We start from the raw sequence: 13573 nt of genomic DNA, 5'->3' as shown, positions 1-13573 counted from the left end.
TTTCCACAGTCTGCCAATCCCTTCGGGCCTGTAGACCGGATTGTTCACCTTGCCTGTGTATAGCGGTGTCATGGCGAAACAGGAAAAATCATTTCTGTCTTATGTAACCGGGAACACGATTCCTCGGGCGACGGCGGTTGACCGATTGGTCCTGCTGCAGCAGCACATGGATTTTTCCAGCCACAAGCTGGTCATGGCGACGATCATGCTGGTCAACACCATCGGGGCGAGCTTCCTTGTTCACCGCTGGGTGCCTGAAACAAATATTGAAGCCTGGATTGCGATCAATCTCTGCCTGGCCACACTGCTCGTCATTGATTTCCTGTTGAAGCGGGGGCGCCCGGCGCCCAAAACGGTCAGCGGCAAGTACCTTCGCCGTTCGGAATTCCTTGCCATCCTGTTTGGCCTTGCATGGGGATCCCTGCCTTTCTTTGTCGGAGCAGATGAAAACGCCGCAATGATCATGGGTGGTCTCATGATCACCCCCATGGCGGCTGGCATGGCCAGTATGTTGACGCGCGTGCCCCGCATTGTCCTGCGTTATGCACTTTCAGCCTTTTTCGCGAGTGCGGCCTACAGCGCCTATGCGCAATCCGTTACGGGCGCCACGATCTGTCTGATGATGGTGTCCTTCATGTTCGCGCTCTATCTGGGCGCACGCTCCAGTTACATGGTCTACAAGTCAGACATCGACGCGACCCAGAAGGCGGAAGAATCCCGAGACCTTTTGATTGGTGCGCTCGAAGCCAGCCACCAGGCCTTTGCAATCTTCAACGAAGATGGGGATGTCGTCGTAGAAAACCAGCTGCACCAACAAGTGTTTGGAACAAGCGAAGATACGCTGGAGCCCATCGACAAGCCGATCCGTCGTGATGGGGTCTTTTGGCAAAAATCCGTCGAATGCATCAGCGGTGTCGGCACTGTGGTCGTCTACACCGACGTGACTCGCATGGAAGAAGCCCGGTCTGAGATCGAGCATGCTCGTAACGATGCTGAAGCGGCCAACGAAGCCAAGACACGTTTCCTCGGCTCAATGAGCGCCGAACTCAAAGTGCCGCTTGATGTCATCTCGGCGTGCGCCGGCGTTATCGGCTCATCGTCAAACATCCCATGCAGCGAAGAAGAAGTCAGCACCTATGCCGACAAGATTGCCGAACAGGCGATGATCCTGTCTTCGACACTGGATGGCATCATCAATTTCACGCGGATGGAACGCGAAGACTATCTGGCGCAATCATCAGAAGTGCCAGTGTCTGAAGTGATCCAGAACGTTGTGCGCAAGCTGACCGAAGGGGAATTCTCGCGGTTTGCAGATCGTCTCAAGGTCAGCGTGCCGAGCAATCTGGCTGCGGACATGGATGAAAGCAGCTTCGAAATCATCATTCGCAACATCATCAAGAACGCGCTGGAATCCGGCTCGTCGGCGCCTATCGTGGTCAAGGCGGGCATGGTGTCGGGCGTTGGGCTCGTGGTCATGGTCCGTGACCGGGGCAGGGGTATGACCTCAGACGTGCTTGAAAAGGCCTTCGAACCCTTCTTCCATTCTCGTCCGGCGCACCAGAAGTATGACCACTCGACCGGTGTCGGTCTCGGCCTCAGCGTCGCGCGTCGTCTGGCCGATGCTCAGGGTCTGCGCATCAAGCTGCGCTCCGAACTCGGCCGTGGAACAACGGCGTTTGTCACCATTCCAGAGACGCTTGTGCGTCGCTCGGCCCCTCAGGACAGCGCCACCGCAACGGAAATTTCGGTCATTGATCCTGCAGAGTTGCAGAAGAAGACCGGCTAAAGCGCGTCATCCTTCTTGGCAACCTGACATTCAAAACCAGTATTCCAGAACACTTTGCCTTAGTTGGCGAGCTCGCTATGCGATTGCGTTAAACGCAGGAGGATCGCGCGCTGCAAAGGCTGCAGTGCGGGGTATGCCCCTTCAAAATGGAAGATCGTTCTAGGCGCTCGTCTTGCGAATTTGAGGAGCGGATATTGCCTGATCCGCTTCACGACGGTCTGAAACAGATCCACTGCCACGGAAATGCTTTTCACCGCGTGCAGGCGCAATCGACAGATAGTGGATGCGTTTTTGTTCGACGCGGGCCCGTGACAGGGAATCCAGGATCACGCCTGCGGTGAAAGACATCATCGCGCCCAGCAACAGGGTCATGGCCAGCATCCAGGTCGGCATGCGGCTGACCAGACCGGTTTCGAAGTATTCTGCCAGCACCGGCACGCTCAGGATCGCGGCGAGACCAAACAGGCCTGCGGACACTGAGCTGAAAAACATGAATGGCCGGGTTTCCTTCACCAACATGCCCATCATGCGCAGAATGCGGAATCCGTCGCGAAATGTGGACAGTTTGCTTTCGGAGCCTTCGACGCGGCGGCCATAATCGAATTCGATCTCGGACACGGGCAGACGCAGGGTCGACGCGTGGACCGACATTTCGGTTTCGATTTCAAATCCTGGTGACGAGGCGGGAAAGCTCTTGGCGAAGCGACGCGTAAAGGCGCGATACCCGGAGAAAATATCGGTGAAATCGCTGCCGAACAGGGCGCGATAGATCATGTTGAACAGGCGGTTGCCGAAAGCGTGGCCATTGCGACCTGCATCTTCGGTTACGTTTCGGCGCGTGCCCACCACCATGTCTGCCCGGTCTGCCAGCAGCGTATCGATCATGCGCGGCGCGGCGGTCGGATCATACGTCCCGTCGCCATCGGCCATCACATAAACATCGGCTTCAATGTCCGCGAACATCTGGCGCACGACATTGCCTTTGCCCTGTCGGCGCGACGGTACGACGGTGGCGCCTGCAAAGGCGGCCTGGGCTGACGTGTCGTCGCTGGAATTGTTGTCATAGACGTAGATGCGGGCGGCTGGCAGGGCCTTGCGAAACCCGATGACCACGGACGCGATCGATTTGCCTTCATTGTAGCAAGGCAACAGGACGGCGATATTCAATCGGGCAACATCTTCTTCAGTCATGGGTTTTCAGCGCCTCCCTCTTTAGGGTTTCCTACACCCCCACTGGTTAAGTTTGCCTTTCGGGAGTGGAAGGCTTGGTTGCCTGCAGAGTGGGAAAGGGAGGTCGTGCAAACTCGGTTCGACGCCAAAATCGCTGTGTTGTTTGTGGTCGTGCCGGTCTGGCTGGTCGCATCTGCCGCCCTCCAGGGAACGCTTGGATCGATCGGGCCTGATGGCGACGACGTGATGCGGCTGGTCCAGATCAAGGATCTGCTGAACGGCCAGGACTGGTTCGATCTCCATCAATACCGGATGGGTCCAGACGGCGGCACGGCGATGCATTGGTCGCGACTGGTCGATCTTCCCATCCTCGCGCTTTTCAGCCTGTTTGACCTGTTCCTGCCCTCCGAAACGGCGCTTGTCTGGGCTTATTCGGCATGGCCACCTCTCAGTGTACTCATCGTGCTCGGCGGTCTCTATGTGGGCGCGCGCCAAGTCGGCGGCCGGGCAGGGGCCTTGGCCTGTCTCGTGCTCAGTATTTTTGTCTACTCCGCTCATTATCGTTTCCGACCGGGAGCAATTGATCATCACAATCTCCAATTGGCGCTTATGGCGGTGGCGATGGGGCTTGCGCTTGATCCACAGCGTCGGGCCAGCAGAGCGGTCGGCGCAGGTCTCGCTCTGGCAGCGTCCGTTGCCATTGGCGGCGAAGTCTATGTATTCGCAGCCGCGATATGCGCATTCATGGCCCTGGATTGGGCCGTGTCCGGCGCCGCAGCCATGCGCAGCGCAGCCGGTTTTGGGGCGGGTCTTGCCGCCGGATTGGAAATTGCCTTCTTCGCGACGGTCGCGCCGTCTCAATACACTGTCGTGGCGTGCGACGCGCTTTCTGCGGTCAGCTTGTTGGCTGGCATGGCGGGTGGATTTGGTCTGGCCGCCGTCGCATTGCTCATGTCAGGTCGCATATGGTGGCTGCGGCTGGGTACGCTGGCGCTGGTGGGGGCCGCCTGTGCAGGGGCACTGGTTCTGGTTGGCCCGGAATGCTTGTCCAATCCGCTGGATGAGTTGTCTCCGGATGTAAAAACCCTTTGGCTCGACCGTGTGGATGAGGCGCGCCCGATCTTCGCAGAACGATCAGACCTTGTCGCGAAGCTTGGATTTTGCCTTGGCATCACGGTTCTCGCGCTGGGGCTCTGCCTTTACGGCCTGTATCGCCGCCAGCGGATGCGCGCGAATTTCCTGTTTGTGGCGCTGCTCGTCTCGGCAGTGGCGATGACCCTCTACCAGACCCGCTTCTACGTATTCGGCCACCTTTTCGCGGTCATTCCGTTGGGCTTGTGGATCGCAGATATCTACCGCACCGGCAAGGCGCGCAACGCGTCCAGCGTTGCCTATATTGGCGCGTTGGCCCTGAGCGTACCCTTCCTGTGGGCATTGCCGGGCCTCCTGGTGTCGCCTGCAGTTGAGACAAACAAGACCGGCGACAAGGCCGATTGCCTGCAGGACGGTCTGTTTGCCACTTTGGAGACGCTTCCGAAGGGCCGGGTCCTCGCGCCGGCTGATTTTGGCCCAAACATCCTGAATCGCACCGATCACAATGTCCTGCAGGGCAATTATCATCGCAATCAGGACGGCATCAGTCAGGCCATCGAGCTGTTGCTGTCCCATGCAGGGGAGACGCGCGCGAAGCTATCCCGCAGCAGGATCGACTATATCGTGACCTGCCCGGCGGATGCCGAGACGAAACTGATGACCACGCATGATCAGGACGGATTTGCGGCACGTCTCAAGCGCCAGGAGATCCCGGATTTCCTCGAAAATATCCCGCTCGACACGGGTGCGAAAACGCCCGCGCGTCTCTATCGGGTGCTTGGGGACGGAGCCGTCGACCAGAAAGATGAAGATCTTTCCTAAAGCATCTTTGGCCTTTATTAACGATTGCCGTACGATGCGTTCCGTTGGCGATGCGGACGGTTGTCTGTGATCGGAAAAAATCCCTTTTAAAACAGCGCAAATATTCACCATGAACGCTGCGTACCACTTATGTGCCGAGCGACTCTTGCATTAAAGCGGCGTTAACGGCAGATGGTGTATGGGGCTGTGTAAAGAATTGCACATGCGTGCCGGGCAAAACCGCTCGGCCGCTCAAGAAAGAGCTCGGGTACGACATGATTGGTAGCCTCCTCGGCATGCTGTCTACGGACATGGCCATTGACCTTGGGACAGCGAACACGCTGGTCTATGTGAAGGGGCAGGGCGTCAAGCTCGATGAACCCTCTGTCGTTGCCTATATGACGCAAGGCGGTCGCAAGATTGTCTATGCGGTCGGCGAGCAAGCCAAGAACATGCTCGGCAAGACTCCGGTAAACATGGAAGCCATTCGCCCGATGCGAGATGGCGTGATTGCTGATTTCGAAGTCGCCGAAGAAATGATCAAGCACTTCATCCGGAAGGTTCACAACCGCCGGGCGTTTGTGTCTCCCCTCATCATCATCTGCGTGCCAAGCTCCGCCACCAGCGTTGAGCGCCGCGCTATCCACCAGTCGGCCCTCGCCGCAGGTGCCCGCGAAGTGCAGCTGATCGAAGAACCAATGGCCGCCGCAATCGGCGCGGGCCTGCCGATTGATGATCCGGCCGGGTCCATGGTCGTGGATATTGGCGGCGGTACGTCTGAAGTGGCGGTCCTGTCGCTGGGCGGCATTGTGTATTCGCGCTCAGTCCGCGTTGGCGGCGACAAGATGGATCAGGCCATCGTCAATTACCTGCGCCGCGAGCAGAAGATCCTGATCGGCGAAATGTCCGCTGAACGGATCAAGAAGGAAATCGGCACGGCCCAGCCGCCGGAGAATGGTACCGGCATGGCCCTGACCGTTCGGGGGCGCGGCACGCTGGATGGCGTTCCGAAGGAGACCGAGATCACCGAAGCGATGATCGCCGAAGCGCTGCGTGAGCCCGTGACGGACATCATTGATGCTGTTAAGATTGCACTCGAAGCCATGCCGCCGGAACTGGCTGCGGATATTGTTGATCGCGGTATCGTTCTGACAGGTGGCGGCGCCCTGTTGCGCAATCTCGACACGGTCATCCGTGAGCAGGCTCAATTGCCGGTCATGATCGCCGACGACCCGCTGAAATGTGTTGTGAATGGCTGCGGGCACGTGCTCGAGAATTTCACGAAGATGCGTACGGTGCTTTCACCCGAAGTCTGATTGAGATGAGCTGACAGGGGTAATTTCGCAAGGGAACTGGCCAATGGCGCGCCTCGGCCGATCAGGATCGAAGAGTCAGAAACGCTCTCCCAAGCGTCTAATCCTCGGTGTGTTCATTTTCGGCGCGATTGCGCTCGTCCTGGCCCAGTCCGCTCCGCAAATTCGCACGCTTTTCAATCCCGTTCGCACGACCGTTGGTGACCAGCTAGGCGGCAATGAGGGTTTCAATGCCTGGGCATGGGTGACCGGCCAGGCCAAGCGCGAGCGACGAATCAAGGAACTCGAAGCCGAAGTGCGAAATCTCTCGCGCTACAAGGCCGCCGCCATTTCAATGGCCGAGCGCCTCGAAGCCTATGAGGAAATCCTCAACCTGATGGGCGAGCCACCGGCACGCGGCGTGACTGCGCGGGTGACCGCAGAGAATGACGGACCGTTCGCGCAGACCATTCTGGCCAATGCGGGCCGTGCGCAGGGCGTCGAGCCCGGCGCGGTAGCCCTGAACGAGGGGGGGCTGGTCGGCCGCGTCATTCAACTCGGCGAGTACTCTTCTCGCATCCTCCTGATCACCGACTTCAACAGCCGTGTCCCTGTCATGGGCGAAGTCAGTGGCGTGCGGGCCATTCTCTATGGTGGCCGCGATGGCCTTGGCAGTCTGACGGATTTGCCGGAGCGCGATGATTTTGTCGAAGGCGAACGTATCCTGACCTCCGCCGAGGGTGGCGCTTTCCCGCGGGGGCTGATCGTGGGTGAGGTTCGCAAGGTTGGTGATGACTGGCGGGTCAAATTCTCGATGGCCGAGCGCGACGGCGGCTATGTCCAGATGATCCCGGCCCCAGAGATACGCAAGCCAATGGAGCTTGAGGTGGAAGAGCCCACCATTGCTGCAAGCCCGGCACAGGGGGCGCGCCAATAGGATGTCGCGCTCTGCTCCCCGCAACAAGAAAAGCCTGTGGTCGCAGACCGGCCCGACGCCCCGTCTCCTGTTCGGGGCGTTTGCCATTGCGGCCATCGGATTGCTGGGCCTGACACCGCGCGAAATCTTCGGCTTCTCAATTGCCTGGCCCTATGCTGCATTGTGGGGTGCCGTCGGCTGGGGCAGGGTGGGCCTGGCGCTGCGTCCGATGATCCTGCTGATTATTTTCGGCCTCGTGCAGGATGTAACATTCCACGCGCCGCTCGGATGTTTTGTCATCGTCAACCTGCTCGCCTACGGTGCCAGCACCGCAATTGCTGATATGTTCGATGTCATGAACGAACCTCTTGTCGCGATCATGTCACCCGTCCTGCTGTTCTCCGGGGCCTTTCTCATCCTGTGGCTCATGGCGTCGACGCTGGAAGACCATCCCGTCCGCGTGGTGCCGCTGTTTGCGTCCTTGCTTACAACCGGGCTCGCCTATGCCGTGCTCCAGAAAATGTTCGACCTTGGCCGCAGGCCGGGTGAACTTGCGGGGCAGGCCGGATGAGCAAGAAGACTGCCGATCTCGATTTTGCGTTTACACGCCGTACCGCAATTGCCGGGGCTGCAGGCGGCCTCGTATGGGCCGGCCTGATTGCGCGTCTGTTCCAGCTGCAGATCCTCGATCAGGAACGCTATCAGGCACAGGCCGAGGCCAACCATATCAAGCTGCAACTCGCCCCGCCGCAGCGCGGGCGTATCCTTGATCGGTTTGGACGGCCGCTGGCCTCGCACCGCCGAGCGGGCCGCATCTCGATCACACCGGAACAGACTGACAATCCAGAGCATGCGCTCGCGCAGATCGCCGCGCTGATTGAGCTGCCGGATGAGCGGCTCGAACGCATAGCCAACGAGATCCGCCTCAGTCGTCGCCGCAATGCCGGTTTCGTACCCGTCACGGTCGCGCACGAGCTGACCTATGAAGACTTTGCGCGCATGAACGTGCATGCGGCGGAGATGCCCGGTGTGAATGTCGAAATGGCGCTAACGCGGTCCTATCCGCGCGGACGCGATTTCGCGCATGTGCTGGGCTATGTCGCACGCGCCAGCCAGGATGATCTCGTTCGGCTGACTGACGACATGACGGACAAGGAAGCCGAGACACTGAAGACCATGTTCCGGCATCCGGACATGCGGACAGGTCGTCAGGGCATGGAGCGCTTTGCTGAAGAATGGCTGCGCGGCAAGCCTGGTTATCGAAAGCTGGTGACCAATGCGCATGGCCGCGTGATTGAGGAAATTCCGGACGAGCGGCTTGCGCCAACGCCCGGCAAGGACCTGTTCGTCACCATCGACTCAGACCTGCAACGTGTCGCGATTGAACGCTTCGAGGGCGAAAGCGGTGCGGCCGTTGTCATGGATGTCGAGAGCGGCGACGTGCTGGCCATGGTCTCCACGCCTGCCTTTGACCCGAATGATTTCGTCAATGGCATCTCGACCGCCAATTATTCCGAACTGCGCGACGATACACGCTCACCGCTCTATCCGCGTGCGCATGGCGGTGTCTACCCGCCGGGATCGACGTTCAAAATGGTCGTCGCGACGGCCGCGCTGGAAGCTGGCGCGATCAAGCCGACCGACCGGGTCCATTGCAATGGCTATTACCATTTCGGCAACCGGACCTGGCATTGCTGGAAAAAGGGCGGGCACGGCTCAGTGAATTTGCACACGGGCATCAAGGGCTCGTGCGATGTCTATTTCTACGAGATCGCCCGACGTACAGGCGTCGACAAGATTGCCGAAACCGCGCGCAAGTTCGGCTTTGGTCAGGACTGGGTGCTGGGTATGACGGGCGGCCGGGGCGGCCTTGTTCCGGATCGCGAGTGGAAGCAACGCGTCCGCAAGGAAAACTGGTATGAAGGCGAGACGCTGAATTTTGGTATCGGTCAGGGGCAGCTTGGCACCACGCCATTGCAACTTGCGCTGATGACGGCGCGGATCGCGACCGAGGGCAAACCGTTCAAGCCGCGAATGATTGGCATTGGCCCGCAGTCGCAGGATGATCATACGCTGGATGCGCCGCTCGACCCGGAAGTCATGAAGCTGATGAAGGCAGGCATGTATGGCGTGACCTCCGAAGGTGGAGGCACGGCCTATCGATCCGGTGACCTTGGCCTTGGCGGCCCGCGCCTGGCTGGCAAGACCGGTACGGCGCAGGTGCGCCGTATTACCCGAGAAGAGCGCCTCAGTGGCGTGCGCTCGGGCAGCGAGATTGCCCGCGAGCTGCGTGACCACGCCTTGTTTGTGGCCTATGCCCCGGCGGACAATCCCAAATACGCGATTTCGGTTGTCGTCGAGCATGGGGAAGGGGGCTCGCGTACGGCTGCGCCCGTTGCGCGCGACATTCTACATTTCGCGCTCAAGACAGATAGCCGCCGCAAACCGTCCTATTCGCAAAGCGCGTCGCTGCCGACCTCCATGACCGATGCGGGAGAGCCAACATGAACCGCGAAGGGTTTACCGGCTTCTCGCGCGGCGAAGCGCGGACGCGCACGGCAACCTCTCTCAATTTCGACAATCAGGGGCCGCTGAACAAGCTGATGCGACTGCCCTGGGGCTTTATCCTGCTGATTGCGGCGATGGCGCTGACAGGCATCGCGATGCTGTATTCTTCAGCGCACACCAATCCTGCCGAAGCGCATCTCTGGAAGTTGCAACTGGTGCGTTTCGTTGTCTGCTTCTTCATGATGATCGGGCTGGCCATGTTGCCGCTGTCCTGGTGGATGCGGTTGGCCTTTCCTGCCTATGTCGGCACGATTGTTCTGCTCATCCTCGTGGAGGTCATGGGCGTTACGGGCGGCGGTGCGCAACGTTGGCTGCAGATCGGGCCGGTTGCCGTACAGCCTTCGGAATTTGCCAAACTTGCCGTCACAATGGCGCTCGCACGATATTACCAGATGGTGCTGCAGCCCCAGACCGGTCGCGTCATGGTGCATCTGGGCGCGTTGGCGATCATCCTCCTGCCAGCGGCGCTGATTTTCAAACAGCCCGATTTCGGCACGACGTTGGCTCTGGTCGCGTCAGGTGGCGTGGTTATCTTCCTGGCGGGCCTGTCAGTTCGCGTGATTGGGACTGCCATCATCGGCGGTGTCGCCTCGGTCTGGCCGGTCTATCAGTTCGTGCTGGCACCCTATCAACGCGAGCGCGTCGACACGTTCCTCGCACAATTGTTTGGCGGCGCGACCAATGCACTGGGCGAAAGCTATCAAATCGAACAAGGCAAGATCGCCATCGGCGCTGGCGGCCTGAACGGACGTGGCTTCCTGCAGGGCATCCAGTCTCAACAAGACTATGTGCCTGAACAACATACCGACTTCATTCTCACTGTGATCGCAGAAGAGTTTGGCTTCCTTGGTTCGACCGCGCTGCTTGTCGGCTTTGCGGTGCTGCTGGGGTGGTCGCTCTATAGTGCGGCGCGCTCGGTCAGTTGGTTCGGCCGTCTCGCATCTGCGGGAGCCGTCGCAACCGTCGGCTTTTACATCGTGTTCAATGTGGGCATGGTGTTGGGCTTGTTGCCGGTGGTTGGAATGCCCTTGCCATTGATCTCTTATGGCGGCACAGCCATGCTGACGACCATGGCGTGCTTCGGGCTCATCATCGCGGCGCACATGCACCGTGACGAGAAACTGACAGCCCGAGGTCTATTTTAGCACTAAAACATAACAGTCGTTGATTTTTGTTTCGCCGAAGATAGGTTCGCGCAAAACTTGTACCCGGGGAGAGGGCGTATGGCAGGAGAAATTGGCCGCAAGACGGACCATTGGGGTTCGCGCTTCGGTTTCATCATGGCGGCGGTCGGCTCGTCTGTTGGCCTCGGCAATTTCTGGCGTTTTCCATTCACCGCGGGGGAGAATGGTGGCGGCGCCTTCATCATCATCTATCTGTTTTGCGTCCTGTTCCTCGGCCTGACCGTGCTGATGGCGGAATATGCGCTCGGACGGAAGTCGGGCATGTCGGCCATCGAAGGCATCCACTCTCTGGCGAGAGCCGAGAACAAGAGTGAGAATTGGCAGGTCGTTGGCTGGATTGGATCGCTCGGCGCCTTCTTTATCCTGACCTTCTACATCGTTATTTCAGCCTGGGTGCTTGCCTTCATCCCGCAGGCATTTGGGGGCACCTTCAATGGCTTTGCCGCCGAGGCCGCCCGCCTGACGGCGGAGACTGGCACTACTGTTTCAATTGCGGATGTGTCGGCTAGCAATTTCGGTGAAACGATCAGCAACAAGTACGTGATTGGTGGCCTGCTTGCTTCCTTCCTGCTGACAAATGTTTTTGTGGTGGCGCGCGGCGTGAAAGGTGGCATCGAGAAAGCTGCAACCGTGCTGATGCCTGCCTTCTTCATCCTGCTGATCGGGATCGTCGGTTTTGCGTTGGTTGAAGGCGATGCGGGCGCAGCCGCCGATTTCCTGCTGACCCCTGACTTCAGTGAAGTGACCATGGGTACGTTCCTTGAAGCGGTCGGCCAGGCCTTCTTCTCGCTGTCAGTCGGCTCCTGTCTGATGATTACTTATGGCGCCTATCTCAGCCGCGATACAAACATTCCGCGTGCTTCGGCGATCGTGGCCAGCGCGGATACGATGGTGGCACTGATTGCGGGCTTCGCGATCTTCCCGATTGTCTTCGCATTCGGCGCAGACCCTGCGGGCGGTCCCGGCCTGTTCTTTGTGTCCATGCCGATTGCATTCAGTCAGATGGGCGCACTGGGCGTCTGGGTTGGTGGCGCTTTCTTCCTGCTCGCTCTGTTTGCGGCGTTCACGTCATCCATCTCCTTGATGGAAGTTGGCGTGGCATGGTTGGAAGAACGTGAAGGGGTCACGCGCCCGGGCGCGGCCATGGGCATCGGTTTCATGCTGTTCATGATCGGCATGGGCTATGTCTATTCCACCGACTTTATCGACTTTGCAGACATTATCACCGGCAACATCATGCTGCCGCTCTGCGCGCTGCTGTTGGCTGTGTTTGCGGGCTGGATTGTCAGTCGCGAGATGCTGACGACCGAGCTGGGCGAAGGCACGATCATGAACCTCTGGCGCTTCATGTGTCGCTGGATCGTGCCGCCGGCGCTGGCCTTCATTCTGGTGCTGGGCACGCTGACCAAGCTTGGCGTGATCTAGACGACGCGCCAAGCATGCGAAGACATCGGATTGAGGGGGCGGCTATCCGCCCCCTTTTTCATGCAACCAATTCAGTTCTTGCCGGACCAATCCGGCGGCGGCGCGGGCATGGCATTCTGCCCCTGTCTCCAGCCGTGATGCTCAGCGCGGTTGGTGGGAGTTGCGGTCGCCCATGGCCGCCGCTCCAGCGGCGGAAGATATGAGGGTCGCGCCCTGATACTTCCCCAATACCCAAGACTGCGTGGCCTGAAATATCTTCCGCCCGCTACATTTATCGAAAAACCCGGAAGGCGATGCCTGTCCGGCCATTGGCGCTAGGACTTCAGTTGGCCTGCATACATGTCGGCTAAGTCATCCGTGGCCTGAATGAGCTTGTCGACAATACCTGGCTCCATCGAGGAATGACCGGCATCGGGTATGATATGGAGATCAGCTTTCGGCCATGCCTTGGACAGCGCCCATGCGGTCGACAGTGGCGTAACCACATCGTATCGCCCATGTACGATAGTGCCTGGAATGTCCTTCAGCTTGGTCTCGGCCTCGTCCAGCAACCAGCTATCATTCGCGAAGAAACCACGATTGACGAAATAGTGGCATTCGATGCGCGCGAACGCGTCGACGAAATCATCTTCATTGAAGCGGGCAGGGGTCGTGGTCGGACCCTTGATGGACAGGGTCTCGCCCTCCCAGCGCGACCATGCGCGCGCGGCTTCCACGCGAACCTGCCGGTCTTCACCTGTCAGGCGGCGATGGAAGGCCATCAGCAGGTCGTCGCGCTCGTCTTCCGGGATCGGCTTGATGTACCGGTCATAAGCATCCGGGAACAGACGGCTGGCGCCGGATTGGTAGAACCACTGGATCTCCGCCTTCGAGACCAGGAAGATGCCGCGCAGGACAAGGCCCAGCGTGCGGTCGGGATGTGTGACGCCATAGGCCAGCGAAAGGGTCGACCCCCACGAGCCGCCAAAGACGACCCATTTGTCGATCCCGAGCATGTCGCGAATCGACTCCATGTCGTCGATCAGGTCCCAGGTCGTGTTTTCGCGCAATTCCGAGTGCGGGGTGGAGCGGCCACAGCCGCGCTGGTCGAACAGAATGATGCGATATTTGCCCGGATCGAAGAAACGCCTCATTTCTGGGCTAGAGCCGCCTCCGGGGCCTCCATGGACGGCAATGACGGGAATCCCGCTCGGATTCCCCGATTCTTCCCAGTAAATCTCGTGGATTTCACTGACTCGCAGCCGTCCAGAGCGTCTGGATTCCAGTCTCGGGAACAAAATGCGGCGGTTTGGGCGTCTGTTCATGCAGTCTTCACCTATTTTCAGTCAAATTCACAGCC

Annotated in this window: 10 protein-coding genes; 8 read left to right on the top strand and 2 right to left on the bottom strand. The window is 59.3% G+C overall.

Annotated features, from left to right (window positions below):
• The first annotated feature begins 70 nt into the window (after nt 1–70).
• A complete protein-coding gene (locus B2344_RS04310; RefSeq protein WP_290478665.1) occupies nt 71–1786 on the top strand; it encodes a sensor histidine kinase in 1716 nt (571 codons plus the stop codon).
• A gap of 159 nt (nt 1787–1945) precedes the next feature.
• Here B2344_RS04310 and B2344_RS04305 read toward each other — a convergent pair whose 3' ends face one another.
• Nucleotides 1946–2977 (bottom strand): glycosyltransferase, encoded by a 1032-nt coding sequence (locus B2344_RS04305; RefSeq protein ID WP_206992294.1) that lies wholly within the window; start codon nt 2975–2977, stop codon nt 1946–1948.
• Nucleotides 2978–3082: 105 nt separating this feature from the next.
• On the opposite strand from B2344_RS04305, the gene B2344_RS04300 reads away from it, so the two are divergent.
• The 7 genes from B2344_RS04300 to B2344_RS04270 all read left to right on the top strand — a co-directional run bounded on the left by B2344_RS04300 (nt 3083) and on the right by B2344_RS04270 (nt 12234).
• Nucleotides 3083–4870 carry a hypothetical protein gene (locus tag B2344_RS04300; protein WP_290484730.1) on the top strand — a complete coding sequence of 596 codons (1788 nt, stop codon included), beginning with the start codon at nt 3083–3085 and terminating at the stop codon, nt 4868–4870.
• Between the two features lie 254 nt (nt 4871–5124).
• The gene (locus B2344_RS04295) at nt 5125–6165 is read left to right on the top strand and encodes a rod shape-determining protein (RefSeq protein WP_206992296.1); all 1041 of its coding nucleotides are present in this window, start codon (nt 5125–5127) and stop codon (nt 6163–6165) included.
• 43 nt (nt 6166–6208) lie between these two features.
• Entirely contained in the window at nt 6209–7078 is an 870-nt protein-coding gene (gene mreC / locus B2344_RS04290) for a rod shape-determining protein MreC (RefSeq protein WP_290478668.1), read from the top strand.
• Nucleotide 7079: 1 nt separating this feature from the next.
• Nucleotides 7080–7628 carry a hypothetical protein gene (locus B2344_RS04285; protein ID WP_290483523.1) on the top strand — a complete coding sequence of 183 codons (549 nt, stop codon included), beginning with the start codon at nt 7080–7082 and terminating at the stop codon, nt 7626–7628.
• Nucleotides 7625–9565 carry a penicillin-binding protein 2 gene (gene mrdA / locus B2344_RS04280; protein WP_290484729.1) on the top strand — a complete coding sequence of 647 codons (1941 nt, stop codon included), beginning with the start codon at nt 7625–7627 and terminating at the stop codon, nt 9563–9565. Before B2344_RS04285 ends, mrdA begins: the two co-directional genes overlap by 4 nt.
• Nucleotides 9562–10770 (top strand): rod shape-determining protein RodA, encoded by a 1209-nt coding sequence (gene rodA, locus B2344_RS04275; protein ID WP_242517474.1) that lies wholly within the window; start codon nt 9562–9564, stop codon nt 10768–10770. Before mrdA ends, rodA begins: the two co-directional genes overlap by 4 nt.
• A 78-nt stretch (nt 10771–10848) precedes the next feature.
• Nucleotides 10849–12234 carry a sodium-dependent transporter gene (locus B2344_RS04270; RefSeq protein WP_206992299.1) on the top strand — a complete coding sequence of 462 codons (1386 nt, stop codon included), beginning with the start codon at nt 10849–10851 and terminating at the stop codon, nt 12232–12234.
• 314 nt (nt 12235–12548) lie between these two features.
• Here B2344_RS04270 and pip read toward each other — a convergent pair whose 3' ends face one another.
• Nucleotides 12549–13538, bottom strand: a complete 990-nt coding sequence (gene pip / locus B2344_RS04265) for a prolyl aminopeptidase (RefSeq protein WP_034815912.1) — start codon at nt 13536–13538, stop codon at nt 12549–12551.
• Nucleotides 13539–13573 lie beyond the last annotated feature (35 nt).

The sequence above is a fragment of the Hyphomonas sp. UBA3195 genome (assembly GCF_002366485.1).
GTDB lineage: Bacteria > Pseudomonadota > Alphaproteobacteria > Caulobacterales > Hyphomonadaceae > Hyphomonas.
This window is presented reverse-complemented; position numbering and strand designations above follow the sequence as displayed.

What these genes read in the sequence shown, in the direction of transcription:
- B2344_RS04310 (WP_290478665.1), top strand. Translation starts at nt 71, where the DNA reads ATGGCGAAACAGGAAAAATCATTTCTGTCTTATGTAACCGGGAACACG.
- B2344_RS04305 (WP_206992294.1), bottom strand. Translation starts at nt 2,977, where the DNA reads ATGACTGAAGAAGATGTTGCCCGATTGAATATCGCCGTCCTGTTGCCT.
- B2344_RS04295 (WP_206992296.1), top strand. Translation starts at nt 5,125, where the DNA reads ATGATTGGTAGCCTCCTCGGCATGCTGTCTACGGACATGGCCATTGAC.
- mreC (WP_290478668.1), top strand. Translation starts at nt 6,209, where the DNA reads ATGGCGCGCCTCGGCCGATCAGGATCGAAGAGTCAGAAACGCTCTCCC.
- B2344_RS04285 (WP_290483523.1), top strand. Translation starts at nt 7,080, where the DNA reads ATGTCGCGCTCTGCTCCCCGCAACAAGAAAAGCCTGTGGTCGCAGACC.
- mrdA (WP_290484729.1), top strand. Translation starts at nt 7,625, where the DNA reads ATGAGCAAGAAGACTGCCGATCTCGATTTTGCGTTTACACGCCGTACC.
- rodA (WP_242517474.1), top strand. Translation starts at nt 9,562, where the DNA reads ATGAACCGCGAAGGGTTTACCGGCTTCTCGCGCGGCGAAGCGCGGACG.
- B2344_RS04270 (WP_206992299.1), top strand. Translation starts at nt 10,849, where the DNA reads ATGGCAGGAGAAATTGGCCGCAAGACGGACCATTGGGGTTCGCGCTTC.
- pip (WP_034815912.1), bottom strand. Translation starts at nt 13,538, where the DNA reads ATGAACAGACGCCCAAACCGCCGCATTTTGTTCCCGAGACTGGAATCC.